The following is a 21,735-nucleotide window of genomic DNA, read 5'->3' as shown; positions in this document are numbered from 1 at the left end:
AGCCCTTCGAACCCAAACTGGCGCTTGCGCGGTAGGGAGCAAGACGGTATCTACCCGCCTACCAAGGCGGGCGCCACCGCAGGGTGGACAACGTATTCCTTGTCCACCAAAGCCTCCGCGCCAAAGGCCCGCCTGCTACACCACCAGCGCCGCCAACCAGCGGCTCAACCCACCCAGCAACACCACTACTCCCACCGTCATCAACAGCAGGAACAAGGGCCGGAACGGCTTGCGCTCGACCCGGTGCTGCGGGGCGTTGAGGTACTCGTTGACGCGCTGCTGATCTTCGCTGCTCAGGCGACTCGGCATGGTTCCATCCTCCGACAGGTTCTCCACCGGTATAGCCCAGGATGCTCAGCACCTATAGTGTGTCGACCATTCATTCCACGGAGCATCGCCATGGGCAAATGGATCGGCATCCTTCTGCTGGCCACGCTGGGCACGGTCGTGCAGGCCGCCGACTATCCCAGTGAGCAAGGCATTCTGCAGGTCGATGAAATGATCGGCGGCCTGGAGCATCCCTGGTCGCTGACCTTCCTACCTGATGACCAGGGCCTGCTGATCACCGAGCGTCCCGGCCGCCTGCGCCAGCTGGACGCCAGCGGCAGGCTTTCGCCACCCATCGACGGCGTGCCGGCCGTGTATGCGCGCGGCCAGGGCGGCCTGCTGGATGTGGCGCTGTCGCCGGATTTCAAAGAGGACCGGCTGGTCTACCTCGCCTACGCCGAGGCCGGCGACGGCAAGGCCGGCACCGCCGTGGGGCGTGGGCGACTGAGCGACGACGGGCGCCGCCTGGAAAATTTCCAGCGTTTCTTCCAGCAGCAGCCCAAGCTCTCCACCGGCATCCATTTCGGCGCGCGCCTGGTGTTCGATCGCGACGGCTATCTGTTCATCGCCCTGGGCGAAAACAACCAGCGCCCCACCGCCCAGGACCTGAACAAGCTGCAGGGCAAGCTGGTCCGGCTGCACGCCGATGGCCGCGTGCCGGCCGACAACCCCTTCGTGAACCGCCCGGGCGCGCGCCCGGAAATCTGGTCCTATGGCCATCGCAACCCGCAGGGCATGGCCCTCGATCCGCGCAGCGGCACGCTGTGGCTGCACGAGCACGGCCCGCGCGGCGGTGACGAGATCAACATCCCGCGCCCCGGCCGCAATTACGGCTGGCCGCTGGCCACCCACGGCATCAACTACAGCTTCACAGCGATCCCGGAGGCCAAGGGCAAGCAAGTCGAGGGCACCGAGCCGCCGCATTACGTCTGGGAAAAATCACCGGCGATCAGCGGCATGGCCTTCTACAGTCACACGCGTTTCCCCGCCTGGCGCGACAACCTGTTCATCGGCGCGCTCAAGGGCGAGCTGATCAGGCTGCAACTGGACGGCGAGCGCGTCGTCCACGAGGAACGCCTGCTCGGCCAACTGGGCAAACGCATCCGCGACGTGCGCCAGGGGCCGGATGGCTACCTCTACCTGCTGTCCGACGAACCGAACGGCAAACTGTTGCGTGTCGGCCTGAAGCCCCGGGAACAACGGTAGAATGCGCGCCCTGACGTAACGAGGCACACCCCAACATGGCACTGATCGGTCGATTCAATTCACTGCAGGTCACCAAGCACACCGACTTCGGCCTGTACCTGGACGACGGTGCCGGCGACGAAATCCTGCTGCCCAAGCGTTACATCCCCAAGGACGAGCCCAGCGAGGAAGGGGACTGGCTGAACGTCTTCGTGTATCTCGACAGCGAGGACCGCCCCATCGCCACCACCCTCAAACCCAAGGTGGAAGTCGGCGGTTTCGCCAGCCTCAAGGTGGTGGAGATCAACCGCATCGGCCTGTTCCTCGACTGGGGACTGCCCAAGGACCTGCTGCTGCCGCACTCGGAGGAGAAGCGCCCGCTGCAGGTCGGCGATTACTGCGTGGTGTATGTCTACCTCGACCCGCGCACCCGCCGCATCACCGCCACCGCCCGTCTGGATCGCTACCTGGACCAGACCCCGCCGCGTTACACCCGCGGTCAGGCGGTCGACCTGCTGGTGGCGGAGAAGACCGACCTGGGCTTCAAGGCCATCATCGACAACAGCCACTGGGGGCTGATCCACAAGAACGAGGTGTTCAAGTTCCTGCGCCCCGGCTCGCGGGAGACCGGCTACATCCGCGAGGTGCGCGACGACGGCAAGATCAGCCTGAGCCTGCAGCCGCCGCCGGAACAGGTGCGTGACAGCCTCGGCGATCAGATCCTCGACCAGCTGCGCGCCAACGGCGGCAGCCTGCCGCTGGGCGACAAGAGCGATCCGCAGCTGATTGCCCAGCGCTTCGGCGTCAGCAAGGGCAACTTCAAGAAGGCCATCGGCGGGCTGTACAAGCAGGGGCTGATCCACATTCACGATGAGCAGATCGAACTGACCTGACGCCTTTTTTCAAGGAAGAACCATGCCCTGGAACCGCCTGCTCGGCCCCCTCGTCCGCCTGCCGACCGGCGCCCTGCCTGCGTGGTATGCCCAACTGCAGGAACAGGCAAACGGGCTATCGACCGCGCAGCTGGCCATCCTCGGCGGCCGTCTGGCCGCCACCCCGGGTCTGGCCTTCCTGGCCGGCTACCAGGCGGCGCTGCGCGCGCTCTGGCCAGAAGCACCCGCCAGCCTAGGCGCCTTCTGCGTGACGGAGCGACGCAGCGTGCGCCCGGCGGACATGAGCACCCGCTTTCACGAAGGACGACTCAGCGGCTGCAAGGATTTTGTTACCGGCGGCAGCGAGGCCGACTGGTTTCTGGTCGCCGCGCGCAGCGAGCCGGAGGGCGAGGCTGTACGCATCAGCCTGTGCAGCGTTGCGCGCGATACTTCCGGGATCGCGCTGGAAAGCCTGCCGCCGCTGCCCATCGCCACGGATATCCCCCACGCCCGCCTATTGCTCGACGGCGCCGTGGCTCAGCCATTGCCGGGTGACGGCTGGGACGACTACGCCAAGCCGTTTCGCACCCTTGAGGATGTGCACGTGCTGCTAGCGCTGAGCGCCTGGCTGTACGGCGTCGGTCTGGAATGCCAGTGGCCGCAGGCGTTGCGCCTGAAACTGGCCGGCGTGTTGGTGGCAGGCAGCGAAGTCGCTCGCCTCGATCCGCGTGAAGCCGCGACGCACCTGCTGCTGGGCGGGGTGTTTGCGCAGTTCGAATCCCTGCAGGCTGAACTGAACGTTGCGCTGGAAAGTGCCGGTGAATGGGCCTTGCTCTGGCGGCGCGACAGCGGACTGCTGAGGATTGCAGGATCGGCGCGGCAGAAGCGCCTGGAGAAGGCCGAGCAGCAAGTGTTCGTACACCCCCTGTAGGAGCGGACTTGTCCGCGAGCTTTTAATGCTCCGAACAGCTCGCGAATGAATTCGCTCTCACAGTTGGGTGACTTCCGCCTCGCCCTTTTCGCCGCCCCGCTTGCCCGACTGCTGTGGTGGATAATCACTACGCGAGTTATCCACCCTACTGCTCCTGGCTGGCTGACATCCACAGCAGCGGTACCCCGTGAAAATGTAAAGCTTAAACGACAAAGCCCCGCCAAAAGGCGGGGCTTTGGAAAGAACAGGGGAAAATAATATTTGCCCCTTTCCCTTAACTTAACGGCAGTTTGCAGGCAGAAACTTATCGATGATTGTGGTGGCTGCCGTGTCGCATGCCCAAGTAATGGAGCCTGTGGAGTTGGCGTCCGAAATAGCAGCGCCGTTGATTTGCGGAACATATGCGATCACGTTGGCACCGGCACCCAGCTGCGGGATTCCGCCGAGAGTCAGGGAAATGGTGCCATCAGTATCATCTACCGCAACGGCGCTAATAATGTTGGTAGTGAGATTAGCCTGCTCGGCCGGAGTTGCAATCACAGCTGAGTATGCAGCAACGCCGGCAATACCATTATCAGCAAACACATCCGTTACACCTACCTTAAGCGCACTTGCTGCGATCATGCCCTCAGAGACTTTAGCGCGCACCGTATAATCCTGATACGCCGGCAGCGCCACCGCGGCCAGAATGCCAATGATCGCCACAACGATCATCAATTCAATCAGGGTAAAACCTTTCTGCATTTGAGCTTTCATGCTGTATCTCCCTTGGGATTGTTCAAGGTCCTATGACCTACCCAGGAGGCAGCAGCCGGCGTGCCAGAAAGCCGGCAATCCCTGACTCATCCATCGTTCAAAATATGCACAGAAACGTTCCAAGCCGTTGTTCTAAAGGCTTTTTACGGACAAATACGACCACCCTCGATCTGTCAGTTTTGTGACGCACGATAAAAACTCCGAGAGACGCAGATCACCATAAAAAATGGCCATATGACATCACTTTGCAGCGATCCGCGTCGAAAAAAACAAAAAGCACTCCACCACGAACACGGCTCAGCCACAAAGTGACACCCCGCGTCACTGTGTGCGCCAGGTTTCAGAACTCACGGTGCGGCTGCGTTATAAGGCGGCCATTGCCACGGAGTGAGCCGATGAATACCGCCATTTCCCTCTCCGGTCTGGCCCGCCAATTGGTGCTGGCCGGACTGCTCGATGAAAAGACCGCACAGCAGGCGCAGATCCAGGCGCAGCGCGGCGGCCAGTCGCTGATCAGTTATGTGGTGCAGAACAAGCTGGCCAAGGGCCGGGCGGTGGCCGAGCTGGCCGCCGAGCAGTTCGGCGTGGCCCTGCTGGACCTCGGCGCCATCGACAAGGAGCAGCAACCCCGGGAGCTGGTCAGCGAGAAACTGGCCCGCCAGCATCGCCTGCTACCGCTGTGGAAGCGCGGCAACAAGCTGTTCGTGGCGGTCTCCGACCCTTCCAACCAGCAGGCCATCAACGATGTGCAGTTCAGTACCGGGCTGACCACCGAGGGCATCCTGGTCGAGGACGACAAGCTGGGGGCGGCCCTCGACAAGTTCTACGAGAGCGCCACCTCGTCGCTCAGCGACCTGGACGATGTCGATCTGGACGGCCTGGACATCGAGAACGGCAATGACGACAAGGCTGCCCGCGATGAAGGCGAAGCGGCCGACGACGCGCCGGTGGTGCGCTTCGTCAACAAGATGCTGCTAGACGCCATCAAGGGCGGCTCCTCGGACCTGCACTTCGAGCCTTACGAAAAAGCCTACCGGGTGCGTTTCCGCACCGATGGCGTGCTGCACGAGGCGGCGCGCCCGCCGATCCAGCTGGCCACGCGCATTGCCGCGCGCCTCAAGGTGATGGCCGGCCTGGACATCTCCGAGCGGCGCAAGCCGCAGGACGGCAGGATCAAGATGAAGATCTCCAAGACCAAGGCCATCGACTTCCGGGTCAACACCCTGCCGACGCTGTGGGGCGAGAAGATCGTGATGCGTATCCTCGACCCGTCCAGTGCACAGCTGGGCATCGATGCCCTGGGATACGAGGAAAGCCAGAAGGAGCTGTATCTGCAGGCGCTGCAGCAGCCCCAGGGGATGATCCTGGTCACCGGTCCGACCGGTTCGGGTAAAACCGTGTCGCTGTACACCGGCATCAACATTCTCAACACGGCGGATATCAACATTTCCACCGCGGAAGACCCGGTGGAAATCAACCTGGAAGGCATCAACCAGGTGAACGTCAATCCGCGCCAGGGCATGGACTTCGCCCAGGCGCTGCGTGCCTTCCTCCGTCAGGACCCGGATGTGATCATGGTCGGCGAAATCCGCGACCTGGAGACCGCCGAAATCGCCATCAAGGCCGCGCAGACCGGTCACATGGTGATGTCCACCCTGCACACCAACAGCGCTGCGGAAACCCTGACTCGCCTGCGCAACATGGGCGTGGCAGCGTTCAACATCGCCACTTCGGTGAACCTGATCATCGCCCAGCGCCTGGCCCGCAAGCTGTGCCCCAGCTGCAAGAAGCCGGTGGAGGTGCCGCGCGAAACCCTGCTCAAGGAGGGGTTTCCGGAAAACCGCATCGGCAAGTTCAAGCTCTACGGCCCGGTCGGCTGTGAACACTGCAAGGATGGCTACAAGGGCCGCGTCGGTATTTATGAAGTGGTTAAAAATACCCCTGCCTTGCAGCGCCTTATCATGGCCGACGGCAATTCCATCGAAATCGCGGCGCAGATGCGCGAAGAAGGCTTCAACGATCTGCGCACCTCCGGCCTGCTGAAGGTGATGCAGGGCGTGACCAGCCTCGAAGAAGTCAACCGGGTGACCAAGGACTAACCATGGCCGAGAAAGCAGTGAAGACCACCCTGTTCACATGGGAAGGTATCGACCGGCGCGGCGCCCGGCTGAAAGGCGAACTGAGCGGCATCAACCCGGCGTTGGTGAAGGCCCAGTTGCGCAAGCAGGGCATCAACCCGACCAAGGTGCGCAAGAAGGCGGTTTCGCTCTTCGGCGCCGGCAAGAAGATCAAGCCGCTGGACATCGCGCTGTTCACTCGCCAGATGGCCACCATGATGAAGGCTGGCGTACCGTTGCTGTCGGCCTTCGACATCATTGGCGAGGGCTTCGAGAACGCCAACATGCGCAAGCTGGTGGACGACGTGAAGCAGGACGTGGCGGCGGGCAACAGCCTGGCCAGTTCGCTGCGCAAGCGTCCCCAGTACTTCGACGAGCTGTACTGCAACCTGGTGGATGCCGGCGAGCAGTCCGGCGCGCTGGAAACCCTGCTCGACCGGGTGGCCACCTACAAGGAAAAGACCGAGGCGCTCAAGGCCAAGATCAAGAAGGCGATGAACTACCCGATCGCGGTAGTGCTGGTGGCGATCATTGTCTCGGCCATCCTGCTGATCAAGGTGGTGCCGCAGTTCCAGTCGGTGTTCGCCAACTTCGGCGCCGAGCTGCCGGCCTTCACGTTGATGGTCATCGGCCTGTCCGAGGCGTTGCAGGAGTACTGGCTGATCCTGCTGGCCGGCTTCTTCGCCGCCGGCTTCCTGTTCAAGGAGGCCCATAAGCGCTCGCAGAAATTCCGCGACTTCGTCGACCGCTCGGTGCTCAAGCTGCCGATTGTCGGCGACATCCTCTACAAGTCGTCCATCGCCCGCTACGCCCGCACCCTGGCGACCACCTTCGCCGCCGGTGTGCCGCTGGTCGATGCGCTGGACTCGGTGGCCGGCGCCACCGGCAACATCGTGTTCAAGAACGCGGTGCTGAAGGTCAAGCAGGATGTGTCCACCGGCATGCAACTGAACTTCTCCATGCGCACCACCGGGGTGTTCCCGGCCATGGCGCTGCAGATGACCGCCATCGGCGAGGAATCCGGTTCGCTGGATGGCATGCTCGACAAGGTGGCGACCTTCTATGAGAGCGAAGTCGATAACATGGTCGATGGCCTGACCGCGCTGATGGAGCCGCTGATCATGGCGGTGCTGGGCGTGCTGGTCGGCGGCCTGATCATTGCCATGTACCTGCCGATCTTCCAGCTGGGCGCGGTGGTGTAAGGCGGGCTGGCGCTTCTCTGTGGGAGCGGACCTGTCCGCTAGCTTTTCGACTGTAGGCACTCTGCCCAAGAGCTCGCGAACCCGTTCGCTCCCTCGAGGAGGCAATGCCATCATCTGGCGTTTTAAGAGGGTTGACGATGTCCCTTGCCGATTACCTGGCCAGCCACCCGCTGGCCTTTGTTTTGTGCACCCTGCTGCTGGGCCTGCTGGTCGGTAGTTTCCTCAATGTGCTGGTCTATCGCCTGCCGCTAATGCTGCAGCGCGACTGGCAGCAGCAGGCCCGTGACATCCTAGCGCTGCCCGCCGAGCCAGTCGGTCCGGCCTTCAACCTGCTGACGCCGAACTCGCGCTGCCCTCACTGCGGACATGCCATTCGCCCCTGGGAGAACATTCCACTGCTGAGCTGGCTGGCCTTGCGCGGCCGGTGCTCAAGTTGCCAGGCGGCCATCAGCCCGCGCTATCCGCTGGTGGAGCTGGCCTGCGGGTTGCTCTCGGCATTCGTGGCCTGGCACTTCGGTTTTGGCTGGGCCTGCGCCGCCATGCTGCTGCTGACCTGGGGCCTGCTGGCCATGAGCCTGATCGATGCCGATCATCAGTTGCTGCCCGATGCGCTGGTGCTACCGCTGCTATGGCTGGGGCTGATCGTCAACGCCTTCGGCCTGTTCACCTCGCTGGAAGATGCGTTGTGGGGCGCGGTGGCCGGCTATTTGAGCCTGTGGTCGGTGTACTGGCTGTTCAAGCTGCTCACCGGCAAGGAAGGCATGGGCTATGGCGATTTCAAGCTGCTGGCCATGCTTGGCGCTTGGGGCGGCTGGCAGATCCTGCCGCTGACCATCCTGCTGTCCTCGCTGGTCGGGGCGATTCTCGGCCTGATCATTCTGAAGGCGCGCGGCGCGACGCAAGGCTCGCCCATACCGTTCGGCCCTTACCTGGCCATCGCCGGCTGGATCGCGCTGCTCTGGGGCGATGCGATCACCGCCAGCTACCTGCGCTTCGCCGGCTTCTGATCCGTGGCTGGCTGCGCATGAACTATGGTTACTGCACGTTCAGTACGGGGAAAGACCATGGAACAGCCGATCCACAGCCTGGCCAGCCTGTTCAAACAGTTGGGCCTTGATGCCGACGATGCCAGCATCGACGCGTTCATCGCGCAGCACTCGCCGTTGCCGGAAGGCATGAAGATCAGCGAAGCCCCCTTCTGGACACCCGCCCAGGCCGCCTTGCTCAAGGAAGAAATCCTCGAGGACGCCGACTGGGCGGTGGTGGTCGATGAACTGAACGTGCGCCTGCACCCGCAGCACTGACGCGCCCCGCCCTGCGGCGGCCACCCTGCTCCTGACTCGCCGGCCGGAGGTGCCGCGTGCCGCTCAAGGATGTGCTGCTGGCCCTGGTGGTGATCGCCGTCTGGGGGCTGAACTTCGTGGTCATCAAGATCGGGCTGCAGGGCGTGCCGCCGCTGCTGCTCGGCGCGCTGCGCTTTTTGCTGGTGTTATTCCCGGCAATCTTCTTCATTCCTCGCCCAAGGCTCCCGTGGCGCTGGCTGCTCGCCTACGGCATGACGATCTCGCTCGGCCAGTTCGCCTTCCTGTTCTACGCCATGTCGGCCGGCATGCCGGCCGGGCTGGCCTCGCTGGTGCTGCAGGCACAGGCCTTCTTCACCCTGTTGTTCGCCGTGCCGCTGCTGGGCGAGCGGGTGCGCGCCGGCCAGTTGCTCGGCTTGCTGGTCGCGGCGGCGGGGCTGACGCTGATCGGCCTGCGCAGCGGCCCGGGCATGACGCTGGCGGGTTTCGCCCTGACGCTGTGCGCCGCGTCCATGTGGGCACTGGGCAACATCGTCACGCGCCGGATCGGCAAGGTGGACATCCTGGGACTGGTGGTCTGGGGCGCGCTGGTGCCTCCACTGCCGTTCCTGGCGCTCTCCCTGTGGCTGGAAGGACCGGCCACCCTGGAACGGGCGATGCTCGGCCTGGATCTGCAATCGCTGCTGGCCATCGTCTACCTGGCCTTTGCCGCCACCATGCTCGGTTACGGTCTATGGGGCCGGTTGCTGAGTCGCTACCCGGCCAGCCAGGTCGCGCCTTTCTCGTTGCTGGTACCGGTTGTGGGGCTGAGTGCCTCGGCCCTGCTGCTGGGCGAGCGCCTGGACATCCAGCAGGGAGCCGGGGTGGGGTTGGTGCTGGCCGGCCTGCTGGTCAATCTGTACGGCGCCCGCCTGCCGGCGCGGGCCTGAACGCAACTCAGGTTGGGGCATGACTGCCCAGCAGCGTGACACCGGACTTTCTGGCCCGCTTGGCCTGGCGCTTCTCCTGCAGGGTGCGCTGCGGTTTTTTCTTCCCCTGTTTACGGGCTTCATGGCTTTTCATGACGGTGACCCTCGGTGGAATGTGCCGTAACAGCATAGTTCAACCCGTCTGCGGCGGCCGCGCTCGACTTGGGTGCAGGCTCTGCGCCACACTCTGCGCCATTCATGAACAAGGCTCATGGGCGTGCCGTCGCTCCGGGAGAGTTGTGCAATGCTGGAAATACGCCACCTGAAAACCCTTCATGCACTGCGCGAGGCGGACAGCCTGGTGGAGGCGGCCGAGCGCCTGCACCTGACCCAGTCGGCGCTGTCCCACCAGTTCAAGGAGCTGGAGGAACGCCTGGGCATGCCGCTGTTCATGCGCAAGACCAAGCCGGTACGCTTCACCAGCGCCGGCCTGCGCATCCTGCAACTGGCCGACGCCGTGCTCCCGCAGCTGCGCGGCACAGAGCGCGACCTGGCCCGCCTGGCCGGCGGCACCGCCGGCCGCCTGCACATGGCCATCGAATGCCACAGCTGCTTCCAGTGGCTGATGCCGACCATCGACCAGTTCCGCGATGCCTGGCCGGAAGTGGAGCTGGACCTGGCCTCGGGCTTCTCTTTCGCACCGCTGCCGGCGCTGGCCCGGGGCGACCTGGACCTGGTGGTGACCTCCGACCCGCTGGAGCTGTCCGGCATCACCTATGTGCCGCTATTCACCTACGAGGCGCTGTTGGCGGTGGCCAACCAGCACCCGCTGGCCAGCCGTCCCTACGTGGTGCCGGAAGACCTGCAGCGGGAAACCCTGATCACCTACCCGGTGGAGCGCGACCGGCTGGACATCTTCACCCGCTTCCTGGAGCCGGCCGACATCGAGCCTGCGCAGGTGCGCACCGCGGAACTCACGGTGATGATGATGCAACTGGTGGCCAGCGGACGCGGCGTGTGCTGCCTGCCCAACTGGGCGCTGCACGAATACAGCTCGCGCGGCTACGTGACCGCCAAGCGGCTCGGCGAAAAAGGCCTGTTCGCCACCCTGTACGCGGCGATCCGCGCCGACATGCTGGATGCGCCCTTCATGCGCGACTTCCTGCTCACCGCCAAGGACACCTCCTTCGCCACTCTGGAGGGCGTCAGCGCGGCGACGCGGGTGCGCTGACGCCCCGCCAACCGATTGATGTCAATTTAGCGGCACAAACTTTGCCCCTCCCTGGCAGCACAACCGCTCGCTGCCCTGCTGGCCCCGAAGAGCGCCCTCTTTCGGTGCCAGCCGCGAGCCATCCGCACCACCGCGGACCATTGCTGACCAAGGAACCCGCATGTTCATTCCGCTTTCCATCACCCGAAGAATCACCCTGCTTGCCGGCTGCTGCCTGCTGGCCGTGGTCACCTTGCTGATGGGCACCTCGCTCTATCAGATGCAGCGCAGCAGTGAAGGCGTCTGGGTTGGCAGCAATCAGATGCTCAACGCGTCGGCCCGCCAGGCCCTGTCCGCCCTGGGGGAATCCCAGGTGCTGAACGTCCAGCGCCTGTTCGCCGATGCTTACCGCCACGGCCAGGGCATCGCTCGCGAGCTCAGCCTGCTGCAGGAATTGGGCGAGCAGGCAACCGGCCTTCCGCCCGAACAGCTGCGCCTGACCCTGCTCGATCTAACGCGCGATGCACTGGTCGCCTTCCCTGACCTGCTGGGCCTTTACGTGGTGTTCGAACCCGACACCCTGGACGGCCGGGACGGTGCGTTCCATGACCGACCCGATCTGGGCAGCAATGAAACAGGCCGAATCGCCTTCTACTGGAGCCAGGGCGAACCCGGCAAGCCGGTCCTGGAAGTCATGGGCGAGAAGGTGATGCGCGACGCCACCCCCGGCGAGGATGGCCAGCCCTACAACAGCTGGTACACCTGCCCGCGGGACCGCGCCGCCATTTGCCTGCTGAACCCCTACCTGGACAAAGCGAATGGAGTCGAGACCCTGATGACCTCCATCGCCTATCCGCTCTTGCGGGACGGCAAGGTCGTGGCGGTCATGGGCCTCGATATCACCCTGGAGAAACTGCAGGCCCTGAGCCTGGCCGCCAGCCAGCAACTACCTGGCGGCCAGGGGCAGGTCAGCATCGTCAGCCCCAGCGGGCTGCTGGCGGCCCATAGCGCCGATGCCGGCGCGATCGGTCAGCCAATGGCCGGTGTGTTCGCCGAGCAGGCCGCCGAGCTGCTGCGCGTGGCCGGCGACGCCAAGCCGCACCTGCGCCTGGTCAGCCGGAGCGAAGGCAACCACCTGCAACGGGTCCATCCGTTCCAGCCCATTCCCGACGCGCAGCCCTGGTCGGTGATCCAGGCACTGCCAGAAGCCTCGCTGCTGGCCCCGGCCCTGCTGCTGAAGGCGCGACTGGATGAACAGGGCACACGCTCCAGCCTGGTGTCCCTGCTGCTGGGTGTACTGGCGATGCTGGCGGGCAGCCTGCTGATCTGGCTGACGGCCCGCAGCGTGACCCGTCCGATTCTCACCGTGGCCGGCGCGCTGCAGAACATTGCGAGCGGCAACGGCGACCTGACCCAACGCCTGAGCTACCGGCGCCGCGACGAGCTGGGGCAACTGGCCAGTGGCTTCGACCGCTTCCTGGACAAACTGCAGCCGGTCATCGCCGAGATCCAGCGCGCGGCGCAGGAAACGCGCGACACGGCCCGGCAGTCGGCAGGCATAGCCAGCCAGGCCAGTGCCGGGATGCAGCAGCAGTATCGCGAAATCGACCAGGTGGCTACCGCTGCCCAGGAAATGAGCGCGACGTCCCATGCGGTAGCGGACAACGCTGTCCAGGCGGCGCAGGCCGCACAGCGCGCTGAGCAGGCCACCCAGCAGGGACTGCTGGTCATCCGCGACACCACCCGAACCATCGACCAACTGACCCACGAGCTGGACGACGCCAGGAATCAGATCGAAGGGCTAGCCAGCAGCAGCGGACGCATCGGTATGGTGCTCGAAGTGATTCGCAGCATCGCCGAACAGACCAATCTGCTGGCCCTGAACGCGGCCATCGAGGCGGCGCGTGCCGGCGACGCCGGGCGCGGATTCGCCGTGGTGGCCGATGAGGTACGCGGGCTGGCCAAACGAACGCAGGAGTCGGTGGGAGAGATCAGCGAGGTGATCGCCAGCCTTCAGGGCATCACCCAGGAAGTGGTCGGCTCGATGCGCCAGGGCCATGGCCAGGCCGCCGCGGGTGCCGATCAGGTACAGCACGCCGTGCAGGCGCTGCAACACATCCGCGATGCCGTGGCGGTGATTAACGACATGAACCTGCAGATCGCCAGTGCCTCCGGGCAGCAGAGTTCGGTGGCCGAGGAGCTCAACCGCAACGTGACCGGCATCCGCAGCGTCACCGAATCGCTCGCCGCGCAGGCCGCAGAGTCCGCCCGGGTCAGCCAGACACTGGACCGGCTGGCCAACCAACAGCAGCAGCTGACCGAGCAGTTCACCGCCTAAGCCCTGCGCCAAGATGTCGCAGGCCGGGCACGGGGTCAGGTGCTGGCTGGGCTACGGGGTGCGGCGCATAATGCCGCGCCCCGCCCCTCCTCCGTTTTACCCCCTGGATATCCCCCCTGAATGATCGTTCGCCCGCGCCCCGGTGCGTTGCAGCTGTTCTTCATCCTGCGCGGTTCCATCCTGCCCAAGATTGCCGCCAAGATCCTCTTCATCAGCCTGCTGGCCTGCGTCACCGTCTGGTTCTACGAACATGGCGACCTGGAATCCCTGCGCTCCCTGAGCGCCCCGGCCTTCTCGCTGCTGGGCGTGGCCCTCTCGGTGTTCCTCGGCTTTCGCAACAGCACCTGCTACGACCGCTGGTGGGAAGCCCGCAAGCTCTGGGGCGAGCTGGTCATCCAGAGCCGCGGCCTGGCCCGCGATACTCAGGCACTGCTCGGCGACGAGGCCCACGCCGCCTTGCGTGAGCGCACCCTGCGCCGCTGCATTGCCTTTGCCCACGCCTTGGCGGCCTCGCTGCGCGGGCAGGACCCGCTCACGCCGATACGGCACTGGATCGACCCGCGGGAAGCAGAGCTGCTCAAGGCCCATCACCAGATTCCGGATGCGCTGCTGAACCGCATCGCCGATGACCTGGCTGACTGCCTGCGGCGCGGCGTGCTGAGCGATGTGCTGTACCAGACACTGGCACGCCGACTGGATGGCATGAGCTCGGCGCAGGCCAGCTGCGAACGCATCAAGAGCACGCCGACCCCGTTCGCCTATTCCCTGCTGTTGCACCGCACGGCCTGGTTGTTCTGCCTGCTGCTGCCGTTCGGCCTGGTCAGCTCGCTGGAGCTGATGACCCCGCTGGTGGTGGCGATCATTGCCTACACCTTCTTCGGCCTGGACGCGCTGGGCGACGAACTGGAAGACCCGTTCGGCTTCGCCGACAACGACTTGCCCCTCGATGCGCTGGTGCGGGTCATCGAGCGGGACGTGCTGGACGTGCTGGGCGAGCCCGTGCCGGAGGCCCTGCAGCCGAAGGGTTACGTGCTGAACTGACGAGGGTCGCGGCTGGCGCTGCCTGGCTTGGGACGGCCGGGTTTACCCCGGCCAAGGGCCGGCGCCAGCCAGCCCTGTCACGCCGCGCCAGCGCCGCTCAGATATGCGCGTCCTGGTATTCCTTCTCGGCGACTTCGAAGCGCCGCTGGATGTCCGCTGCCGGCTCCTTGCCCATCAAGCTGACCACCCAGATGGTCAGGCTGGCGAGGATGAAGCCCGGAATGATTTCGTACAGTCCCAGGCCGATGAAGTTCTTCCACACCACCACGGTGACGGCACCCACGATCATGCCGGCCAGCGCACCATTACGGGTCATGCGCTTCCACAGCACCGAGATCAGCACCACCGGACCAAAAGCAGCGCCGAAGCCAGCCCAGGCGTAGGCCACCAGGCCGAGCACCTTGCTGTCCGGGTTGGAAGCGATACCGATGGCGATCAGCGCAATCAGCAGCACCATGCCGCGGCCGACCCAGACCAGCTCGCGTTCCGAGGCATGCTTGCGCAGGAAGGACTTGTAGAAGTCCTGAGTCAGCGCACTGGAGGACACCAGCAACTGGGCGCTGAGGGTACTCATCACCGCCGCCAGCACGCCGGACAGGATCACCCCGGCCACCCAGGGGTTGAAGAGGATCTTCACCAGCTCCATGAACACCCGCTCGCCGTTCTCGGTTACCGGACCGGCCTGTTCGGGATGACCGGCGAAATAGGCGATGCCCAGGAAGCCGACCGCCACGGCGCCGGCCAGGCAGAGGATCATCCAGGTCATGCCGATGCGCCGAGCGCGGGGAATGGCCTTCACCGAGCTGGCGGCCATGAAGCGCACCAGGATGTGCGGCTGGCCGAAATACCCGAGCCCCCAGCCCATCAGCGAAATGATGGCAATGAAGGACAGGCCGCGGAACATGTCGAAGTTGGACGGGTCCTGGGCGGCGATGGTGTCCATGGCCGTGCCCAGATCACCGAGGGCGAGAATGACGAACAGCGGCGTGATCAGCAGCGCCAGGATCATCAGCGACGCCTGCACGGTGTCGGTCCAGCTCACCGCCAGGAAGCCGCCGACGAACACATAGAGGATGGTGGCCGCGGCGCCGAGCCAGATGGCGTAGTGGTAAGGCACGCCGAAGGTGGTTTCGAACAGCCGCGCACCGGCCACCACGCCGGAGGCGCAGTAGATGGTGAAGAACACCAGGATGACCAGCGCCGAGAAGATGCGCAGCAGGCGGCTGGTGTCCTCGAAGCGGTGGGTGAAGTAGTCCGGCAGGGTCAGGGCGTTGTGGTTGTGCTCGGTGTGCACCCGCAGGCGCCCGGCAACGAACAGCCAGTTGAGCCAGGCACCGATGATTAGGCCGATGGCGATCCAGCTTTCCGACAGGCCGGCGACGAAGATGGCTCCCGGCAGGCCCATCAGCAGCCAGCCGCTCATGTCCGAGGCCCCGGCGGACAGGGCAGTGACGAAACTGCCCAGGCTGCGACCACCGAGGATGTAGTCGTTGAAGTTCTTCGTGGCGCGGTAGGCGATGAAGCCGATCAGCACCATCGCCAGGATGTACAGCACGAAGGTTATCCAGGTGGGGTTGTTCCAGGACATGGGCGTGTTCCTTTAGTTGTGCGGGCGAAAAGCTGCGAACCAGGGGCATCCGTTCGTCGGCTTTCCGAAAAAAGCCGCCATCCAAACAGAGAGTAGACCTCCCGGTAAAGCACTTCCGCCCGCCAACCGCCCTTTTACACCCCAGGTGCGGGTCAGAAGGTGAAACGCGTGCCCAGGGTCAGGTTGCGTCCCGGCAGCACCACTTCGTCCTTGATCAGCGAGCTGTGCTGACGCGCCTCCACATCCAACAGGTTGTCCGCCTTCAGGTAGACCAGCCAGTCACCCTCGCTGAGCGCGCCCTGCCAGGACAGCCCGGCGGCCAGCAGGTTGTAGCCGGCAGTTTCCGTTTCGAATTCAGCCAGGCGATCCTGCCGCTGCACGCGCTGGAAGGACAGGTCGCCGCTCACACCGTTACCCAGTTCCTGCTCCAGGCGCAGCCCCAGCCGGTCGGCCGGAATACGCGGCAGATCACCGCCGTCCTTGAGTCGGCCACGCACCCGATCGCCGAACAGGGTCAGGGCCGTGGCCTCGGTGAACTGGTGGCGAATCTCGCCTTCGAAGCCGGTCAACAGCGCATCCGCCTGGCGATATTCCACCTCACGGTAGCCGCCACCCGGATTGCGTCCCAGGTCGGCGGCATAGATGAAGTCAGCCACCTGGTTGTGGAACAGGCCGAGGCTGAAGGTGGTGGCACCGGCGAACTTGCGTAGGGTGATTTCGGCGTTGCGCGCGGTTTCCTCTTCCAGCTGCGGGTTGCCTTTCTCGATGGTGCGGCTGGCGGCATGCGGGCCGTAGGCGTACAACTCCTCGGCACTGGGCAGGCGTTGCGAACGCGACAGCGAGACACCCAGCGAGTACTCGGGCGCGAAGGTCCATACCACGCCGGCGGACAGCGACACACCGCTGTGCTCGGTGTCCGGCGCGCCCGCGTCGGCGTCGATGTCCTGCCATTCATAGCGGCTGCCCAGTTCGTAGCGCCAGGCACCGGCGGTGTATTCCTCCAGGAGGAACAGCGCGTGGTTGCGGGTCAGGGTCTGCGGCATCGGATTCTCCGCGGTCCAGCGCTGGAAATCCCGGCGCGTGGTCTGCCCGCCGAGCACGCCGTGCCAGCCGAACAGCGGACGATGAGTCAGCTCCACGCGTGCCTCGCTGGCCTGGTTGTCGAAGATCGCGGCGGCTTCGCCCGCTTCCATTTCCGCGTGCCGGTAGTCGCTGTGGCCGACGCGCAGGCGCGCCAGCTCGAAGCCGGGCAGCGGATCGTTCAGCTCGCCGCGCAGGTCCCAGCGGTTCTGGCGGAGGGTGATATAGGGCACCGCTTCGTCTTCGTGCTCATGATCGTCATGGTCATGGTCATGGCCATGACCGTGGTCGCCGCAGTGCCAGTGGTCGCCATGCGGGTCGCACTCAACATGCTCGTGGGCCAGCAGGCCATAGCGGTTTTCCTGACGGCTGTATGCCAGGCCCAGATAGCCACGTGCGCCAATGAAGCTGCCGCCCAGGCTGTAGCTCTCGGTGTCGTTGTAGGCGCCCAGCTGCTTGTCGCTGGAGTCGGGCAGCTCGTAATCATCCGCCTGGCGCTTGACGCCCTCAACGCGCAAGGCGACGTTGCCCTGGCCAACCGTCAGGCCGAGCAGGCCGGCGCCCTCGTTGGCCACGCTGTTGGCGCGCAGCTCCACCTCCCCTTCATAACCGTTGGCCGGCACGTAGGTGGGGACCTTCTTGTCGATCAGGTTGACCACCCCGCCAATCGCGCCGCCGCCGTAGAGCAGCGTTGCGGGTCCCCTGAGCACCTCGATGCGCTCGGTGAGAAGCGGTTCGACACTGACGGCGTGGTCCTGGCTGAGGGTCGAGGCATCCAGCACATCCACGCCATCGCTCATGACCCTTACCCGCGCACCATCCAGGCCACGAATCTGCGGCCGCGAGGCGCCGGCGCCGAAGCCGCTGGCGCGCACGCCAGGCAGGCTGTCCAGGGTGTCGCCCAGGGTCGCCTCGCGGCGCAGCACCAGGGCATCGCCGTCGAGCACGGCGGCCGGCGTGGTCATCTGCTGTGCCGGTGTGTCCAGCGCGCTGGCGCGGATCAGGCTGCTGTCGAGTTCGATCGTCGCGCTCCAGGCGGCGGGCGCCAGGGTCAGACCGATAGCCAGGGTCAAGGGATGAAGCCTGCTGTGCATGTTGGTTTTCTCTCGCAGTACGTCGATTGCTCGACCCGCAGGTCGAGGAAGAGGCGCGGAATTAAACATGTTATATCGTAACATTTGCAATCCCATCGAATCGTCCGCCGGCTTGAAATGCGTGCACCGATGCCCATCTAACGTGAAAGATTGCTGCTCAGGTGTGCCATGAACGATCAGGACAACGCCCCGGAAAACGTCGAAACCGTCAGCGGCCAGCTGGCGCTGCCCGGCCAGAACCTGCCGGATACGCTGTACGTGATTCCCATCCACGGACGGCCATTCTTTCCGGCCCAGGTGCTGCCGGTGATCGTCAACGAAGACCCCTGGAGCGAGACGCTGCAACGGGTCGCCAACACCGAGCATCACTGTCTGGCGCTGTTCTTCGTGGAAGGCGACGGCAGCGAGTTCGACCTGAACGACTTGCCCGAGCACGGCACCGTGGTGCGCGTGCACCACGCCAGCCAGGAAGGCGGCAAGCTGCAGTTCGTCGCCCAGGGACTGACCCGCGTGCGCATCCGCGGCTGGCTGCGCCGGCGGCCGCCCTATCTGGTCGAGGTGGAATACCCGCAGAGCGCCAGCGACCCGCGCGACGAGGTCAAGGCCTACGGCATGGCGCTGATCAACGCCATCAAGGAACTGCTGCCGCTCAATCCGCTGTACAGCGAGGAGCTGAAGAACTACCTGAACCGCTTCAGTCCCAACGATCCCTCGCCGCTCACCGATTTCGCCGCCGCACTGACCACCGCCCCCGGCAAGGAGCTGCAGGAGGTGCTCGACTGCGTGCCGGTGCTCAAGCGCATGGAGAAGGTGCTGCCGCTGCTGCGCAAGGAGGTCGAGGTGGCGCGTCTGCAGAAGGAGCTGTCCGCCGAGGTGAACCGGCAGATCGGCGAGCGCCAGCGCGAATTCTTCCTCAAGGAACAGCTGAAGATCATCCAGCGCGAGCTGGGCATGACCAAGGACGACAAAAGCGCCGACGCCGACGACTTCCGCGCGCGCCTGCAGGGCAAGACGGTGCCGCCGGCGGCACAGAAGCGCATCGACGAGGAACTGAACAAGCTGTCGATCCTGGAAACCGGCTCGCCGGAGTATGCGGTAACCCGCAACTACCTGGACTGGGCCACCAGCATGCCATGGGGCGTCTACGGCACCGACAAGCTGGACCTCAAGCGCGCCCGCAAGGTGCTCGACAAGCACCATGCGGGCATGGACGACATCAAGCAGCGCATCATCGAATTCCTGGCCGTCGGCGCCTTCAAGGGCCAGATCGCCGGTTCCATCGTGCTGCTGGTCGGCCCGCCGGGGGTGGGCAAGACCAGCATCGGCAAGTCCATCGCCGAAACCCTCGGCCGGCCGTTCTACCGCTTCAGCGTCGGCGGCATGCGCGACGAGGCGGAGATCAAGGGCCATCGGCGCACCTACATCGGCGCCCTGCCCGGCAAGCTGGTGCAGGCGCTCAAGGAGGTCGAGGTGATGAACCCGGTGATCATGCTCGACGAGATCGACAAGCTGGGCGCCAGCCATCACGGCGACCCGGCCTCGGCGCTGCTGGAAACCCTCGATCCGGAGCAGAACGTCGAATTCCTCGATCACTACCTGGACCTGCGCCTGGACCTGTCCAAGGTGCTGTTCGTGTGCACGGCCAATACCCTGGATTCGATCCCCGGGCCGCTGCTGGACCGCATGGAGATCATCCGCCTGTCCGGCTACATCACCGAGGAAAAGCTCGCCATCGCCAAGCGCCACCTGTGGCCGCGCCTGCTGGAAAAAACCGGCGTGCCCAAGCATCGTCTGGCGATCAGCGATGCCGCGCTGCGCGCGGTGATCGAGGGTTATGCCCGCGAAGCCGGCGTGCGCCAGCTGGAGAAACAGCTGGGCAAGCTGGTGCGCAAGGCGGTGGTGCGCCTGCTGGAGGATCCCGAGCTGACCATCCGCATCAGCCCCAAGGATCTGGAGGACTCGCTCGGCACCCCGGTGTTCCGCCGCGAGCAGCGCCTGCAAGGCATCGGCATCATCACCGGGCTGGCCTGGACGAGCATGGGCGGCGCCACGCTGCCCATCGAGGCCACGCGCATCCATACCCTCAACCGCGGCTTCAAGCTCACCGGCAAGCTGGGCGAGGTGATGAAGGAGTCGGCGGAAATCGCCTACAGCTACATCAGCTCGCATTTGAAGCAGTACGGTGGCGACCCGACCTTCTTCGACCAGGCCTTCGTGCACCTGCACGTACCGGAGGGCGCGACGCCCAAGGACGGCCCCAGCGCCGGCATCAGCATGGCCAGCGCGCTGCTGTCCCTGGCGCGCAATCAGGCGCCGAAGAAGGGCGTGGCGATGACCGGCGAACTGACCCTGACCGGCCAGGTGCTGGCCATCGGCGGCGTGCGCGAGAAGGTCATCGCCGCGCGCCGGCAGAAGATCTTCGAACTCATCCTGCCGGAGGCCAACCGCGGCGAATTCGAGGAACTGCCGGATTACCTGCGCGAGGGACTGACCGTGCACTTCGCCCGTCAGTACGCGGACGTCGCCCGGGTGCTGTTCTGAGCAGCAGCACGCACAGCACATGTCGAACGGTTAGCACTTTGGTGCACAGCAACTACTGTTGAGGTGTTCAGCCGTTTACCGGCTGTGCTGGCTCGCCTGGATGCGCGAGCCAGAAACCCCAACGGTTCCGCTCCGCAGTCAGGCATCACGGGCCCCGTACGTAAAAGGACTTACCGATGCCTAGCACCCAACGTTTCAGTGCCCTGGACAGCTTTCGCGGCCTGGCGGCCCTGGCCATCGTCGTCTGCCACCTGCCGCTGCTACTGGCCGACGGCGAACCCGGGCAGTTTGCTGATAGCGCCGTGTATGTGCAGTTCTTCTTCGTTCTCAGCGGCTTCGTGCTCTTCCATGCCAATGGAGCGCGCCTGGGTACACCGGCCGCCTTCGGCCGCTTCCTGACCGCGCGGGGCTTTCGCATCCTGCCAGTGCACCTGTGCTTGCTGGGCCTGATCCTGCTGCTCGGTGACACCCGACCGGACGCAGAAAGCGCATCGGCGCTGCTGGCCAACCTCCTGCTGTTGCAGGCCTGGCTGCCCACGGCCGGTGACCTGTCGCTCAACCCCGCAGCCTGGACCCTCAGCCTTGGCTTCTATTTCAGCCTGTTCTTCGGCCTGGCATTGCTGGCCCTGCCACGAGGCCGCAGCGCTGCGTTCCTTCTGCTGGCGGCTCTCGCCCTGGGGGGCCTGTTGAGCGGGTTTGACGACCTGCATGCCAGCCTGCTCCTGGGCGCCGTCGGGTTCTTCCTGGGGGCCATGCTATATCCGTTGCAGCAGAGCCTGCGTCTGCTGCCACTCAGCCAGCGTGCCTTCACCATTCTGGAAGTCACCGTGCTCGCGCTGCTCGGGCTGATTCTGGACAGCAGCTACCTGTATCGGGAGCTGTACGCCACGCTGGTATTTGCGCTCCTGCTGCTGATCTTCACCTTCGAAGGCGGGCTGCTGTCGCGCCTGCTGCGCCATCGTCTGCCGCTCACACTCGGCCGCTGGGCCTTCGCCCTCTACCTGAGTCATCTGGTGCTGTTCATGGCGCTCGCCGAACTCCTGCCGCTACTGCCGCAGCCAGACGTGCCGTGGCGCGACCCGCTGCTGGCAACCGCTGCGGTACTGGTGGCGATCGCCCTGTCGGCACTGCTCCATCGCTACATCGAACGGCCCGGCATGGCCCTCGGCCAACGTCTGCTGGCGCCTCGCTCGGGCACCGCACAGGCCGGCAACGCCTCCGAAGCCAGCGGCTGACGGCTCGGC

Annotated in this window: 18 protein-coding genes; 13 read left to right on the top strand and 5 right to left on the bottom strand. The window is 65.0% G+C overall.

Going from position 1 to position 21,735, the window contains the following annotated elements:
* Positions 1-135: 135 nt before the first annotated feature.
* Entirely contained in the window at positions 136-309 is a 174-nt protein-coding gene (locus AS93_RS18680) for a DUF3094 family protein (protein ID WP_037008507.1), read from the bottom strand.
* 90 nt (positions 310-399) lie between these two features.
* Between AS93_RS18680 and AS93_RS0104515 the strand changes: the two genes are divergently transcribed.
* The 3 genes from AS93_RS0104515 to AS93_RS0104505 are packed head-to-tail and all read left to right on the top strand — an operon-like array spanning position 400 to position 3,315.
* On the top strand, positions 400-1,533 hold the full coding sequence (locus AS93_RS0104515; protein ID WP_027589498.1) for a PQQ-dependent sugar dehydrogenase: 1,134 nt from the start codon (positions 400-402) through the stop codon (positions 1,531-1,533).
* A gap of 35 nt (positions 1,534-1,568) precedes the next feature.
* Positions 1,569-2,405, top strand: a complete 837-nt coding sequence (locus tag AS93_RS0104510) for a S1-like domain-containing RNA-binding protein (protein WP_027589497.1) — start codon at positions 1,569-1,571, stop codon at positions 2,403-2,405.
* A gap of 22 nt (positions 2,406-2,427) precedes the next feature.
* Entirely contained in the window at positions 2,428-3,315 is an 888-nt protein-coding gene (locus tag AS93_RS0104505; protein ID WP_027589496.1) for an acyl-CoA dehydrogenase, read from the top strand.
* Positions 3,316-3,594: 279 nt separating this feature from the next.
* Here the strand turns inward: AS93_RS0104505 and AS93_RS0104500 are convergent, their stop codons facing one another.
* The gene (locus AS93_RS0104500; RefSeq protein ID WP_027589495.1) at positions 3,595-4,071 is read right to left on the bottom strand and encodes a pilin; all 477 of its coding nucleotides are present in this window, start codon (positions 4,069-4,071) and stop codon (positions 3,595-3,597) included.
* A gap of 395 nt (positions 4,072-4,466) precedes the next feature.
* On the opposite strand from AS93_RS0104500, the gene pilB reads away from it, so the two are divergent.
* The 5 genes from pilB (at position 4,467) to AS93_RS0104475 (ending at position 9,620) form a co-directional block, all read left to right on the top strand.
* Entirely contained in the window at positions 4,467-6,170 is a 1,704-nt protein-coding gene (gene pilB, locus AS93_RS0104495; protein ID WP_027589494.1) for a type IV-A pilus assembly ATPase PilB, read from the top strand.
* A gap of 2 nt (positions 6,171-6,172) precedes the next feature.
* The gene (locus AS93_RS0104490; RefSeq protein ID WP_027589493.1) at positions 6,173-7,390 is read left to right on the top strand and encodes a type II secretion system F family protein; all 1,218 of its coding nucleotides are present in this window, start codon (positions 6,173-6,175) and stop codon (positions 7,388-7,390) included.
* A gap of 137 nt (positions 7,391-7,527) precedes the next feature.
* Entirely contained in the window at positions 7,528-8,397 is an 870-nt protein-coding gene (locus AS93_RS0104485) for an A24 family peptidase (RefSeq protein WP_027589492.1), read from the top strand.
* Between the two features lie 57 nt (positions 8,398-8,454).
* The gene (locus tag AS93_RS0104480) at positions 8,455-8,694 is read left to right on the top strand and encodes a DUF2789 domain-containing protein (protein ID WP_027589491.1); all 240 of its coding nucleotides are present in this window, start codon (positions 8,455-8,457) and stop codon (positions 8,692-8,694) included.
* Between the two features lie 56 nt (positions 8,695-8,750).
* A complete protein-coding gene (locus AS93_RS0104475; protein WP_037008504.1) occupies positions 8,751-9,620 on the top strand; it encodes an EamA family transporter in 870 nt (289 codons plus the stop codon).
* A gap of 7 nt (positions 9,621-9,627) precedes the next feature.
* Here the strand turns inward: AS93_RS0104475 and AS93_RS21045 are convergent, their stop codons facing one another.
* Positions 9,628-9,753, bottom strand: a complete 126-nt coding sequence (locus tag AS93_RS21045; protein WP_256214691.1) for a hypothetical protein — start codon at positions 9,751-9,753, stop codon at positions 9,628-9,630.
* A 150-nt stretch (positions 9,754-9,903) separates the two neighbouring features.
* Here AS93_RS21045 and metR point away from each other — a divergent pair, with 150 nt between their 5' ends.
* The 3 genes from metR to AS93_RS0104460 all read left to right on the top strand — a co-directional run bounded on the left by metR (position 9,904) and on the right by AS93_RS0104460 (position 14,188).
* Positions 9,904-10,830: a transcriptional regulator MetR gene (gene metR, locus AS93_RS0104470; RefSeq protein WP_027589489.1), complete on the top strand. Its 927-nt coding sequence runs from the start codon at positions 9,904-9,906 to the stop codon at positions 10,828-10,830.
* Between the two features lie 160 nt (positions 10,831-10,990).
* Entirely contained in the window at positions 10,991-13,147 is a 2,157-nt protein-coding gene (locus AS93_RS0104465) for a methyl-accepting chemotaxis protein (protein ID WP_027589488.1), read from the top strand.
* Between the two features lie 120 nt (positions 13,148-13,267).
* Positions 13,268-14,188, top strand: a complete 921-nt coding sequence (locus tag AS93_RS0104460; RefSeq protein ID WP_027589487.1) for a bestrophin family ion channel — start codon at positions 13,268-13,270, stop codon at positions 14,186-14,188.
* A gap of 97 nt (positions 14,189-14,285) precedes the next feature.
* On the opposite strand, the gene putP is transcribed toward AS93_RS0104460, so the two are convergent.
* Together putP and AS93_RS0104450 are read right to left on the bottom strand one after the other, a co-directional pair.
* Complete coding sequence (gene putP / locus AS93_RS0104455) at positions 14,286-15,776, bottom strand: sodium/proline symporter PutP (protein ID WP_027589486.1); 1,491 nt, start codon at positions 15,774-15,776, stop codon at positions 14,286-14,288.
* Between the two features lie 152 nt (positions 15,777-15,928).
* Positions 15,929-17,950, bottom strand: a complete 2,022-nt coding sequence (locus AS93_RS0104450) for a TonB-dependent receptor (protein WP_027589485.1) — start codon at positions 17,948-17,950, stop codon at positions 15,929-15,931.
* A 168-nt stretch (positions 17,951-18,118) separates the two neighbouring features.
* On the opposite strand from AS93_RS0104450, the gene lon reads away from it, so the two are divergent.
* The gene (gene lon, locus AS93_RS0104445) at positions 18,119-20,491 is read left to right on the top strand and encodes an endopeptidase La (RefSeq protein WP_027589484.1); all 2,373 of its coding nucleotides are present in this window, start codon (positions 18,119-18,121) and stop codon (positions 20,489-20,491) included.
* Between the two features lie 176 nt (positions 20,492-20,667).
* Positions 20,668-21,726, top strand: coding sequence for an acyltransferase (locus tag AS93_RS0104440; protein ID WP_027589483.1), 1,059 nt, complete (start codon positions 20,668-20,670; stop codon positions 21,724-21,726).
* The last annotated feature ends 9 nt before the right edge of the window (positions 21,727-21,735 follow it).

The organism is Pseudomonas sp. RL, assembly GCF_000647775.1.
GTDB classification, from domain to species: domain Bacteria; phylum Pseudomonadota; class Gammaproteobacteria; order Pseudomonadales; family Pseudomonadaceae; genus Serpens; species Serpens flexibilis.
The sequence above is the reverse complement of the archived record's forward strand: the minus strand, read 5'-3'. Positions and strand labels throughout refer to the sequence as shown.

Excerpts from the sequence above, each read along its gene's own strand:
- AS93_RS0104465 (WP_027589488.1), top strand. The coding sequence starts at position 10,991 with ATGTTCATTCCGCTTTCCATCACCCGAAGAATCACCCTGCTTGCCGGC.
- AS93_RS0104485 (WP_027589492.1), top strand. The coding sequence starts at position 7,528 with ATGTCCCTTGCCGATTACCTGGCCAGCCACCCGCTGGCCTTTGTTTTG.
- AS93_RS0104515 (WP_027589498.1), top strand. The coding sequence starts at position 400 with ATGGGCAAATGGATCGGCATCCTTCTGCTGGCCACGCTGGGCACGGTC.
- AS93_RS21045 (WP_256214691.1), bottom strand. The coding sequence starts at position 9,753 with ATGAAAAGCCATGAAGCCCGTAAACAGGGGAAGAAAAAACCGCAGCGC.
- AS93_RS0104440 (WP_027589483.1), top strand. The coding sequence starts at position 20,668 with ATGCCTAGCACCCAACGTTTCAGTGCCCTGGACAGCTTTCGCGGCCTG.
- pilB (WP_027589494.1), top strand. The coding sequence starts at position 4,467 with ATGAATACCGCCATTTCCCTCTCCGGTCTGGCCCGCCAATTGGTGCTG.
- AS93_RS0104500 (WP_027589495.1), bottom strand. The coding sequence starts at position 4,071 with ATGAAAGCTCAAATGCAGAAAGGTTTTACCCTGATTGAATTGATGATC.
- AS93_RS0104510 (WP_027589497.1), top strand. The coding sequence starts at position 1,569 with ATGGCACTGATCGGTCGATTCAATTCACTGCAGGTCACCAAGCACACC.
- AS93_RS0104460 (WP_027589487.1), top strand. The coding sequence starts at position 13,268 with ATGATCGTTCGCCCGCGCCCCGGTGCGTTGCAGCTGTTCTTCATCCTG.
- AS93_RS18680 (WP_037008507.1), bottom strand. The coding sequence starts at position 309 with ATGCCGAGTCGCCTGAGCAGCGAAGATCAGCAGCGCGTCAACGAGTAC.
- lon (WP_027589484.1), top strand. The coding sequence starts at position 18,119 with ATGAACGATCAGGACAACGCCCCGGAAAACGTCGAAACCGTCAGCGGC.
- AS93_RS0104490 (WP_027589493.1), top strand. The coding sequence starts at position 6,173 with ATGGCCGAGAAAGCAGTGAAGACCACCCTGTTCACATGGGAAGGTATC.
- AS93_RS0104505 (WP_027589496.1), top strand. The coding sequence starts at position 2,428 with ATGCCCTGGAACCGCCTGCTCGGCCCCCTCGTCCGCCTGCCGACCGGC.
- metR (WP_027589489.1), top strand. The coding sequence starts at position 9,904 with ATGCTGGAAATACGCCACCTGAAAACCCTTCATGCACTGCGCGAGGCG.
- AS93_RS0104480 (WP_027589491.1), top strand. The coding sequence starts at position 8,455 with ATGGAACAGCCGATCCACAGCCTGGCCAGCCTGTTCAAACAGTTGGGC.
- putP (WP_027589486.1), bottom strand. The coding sequence starts at position 15,776 with ATGTCCTGGAACAACCCCACCTGGATAACCTTCGTGCTGTACATCCTG.
- AS93_RS0104450 (WP_027589485.1), bottom strand. The coding sequence starts at position 17,950 with ATGCACAGCAGGCTTCATCCCTTGACCCTGGCTATCGGTCTGACCCTG.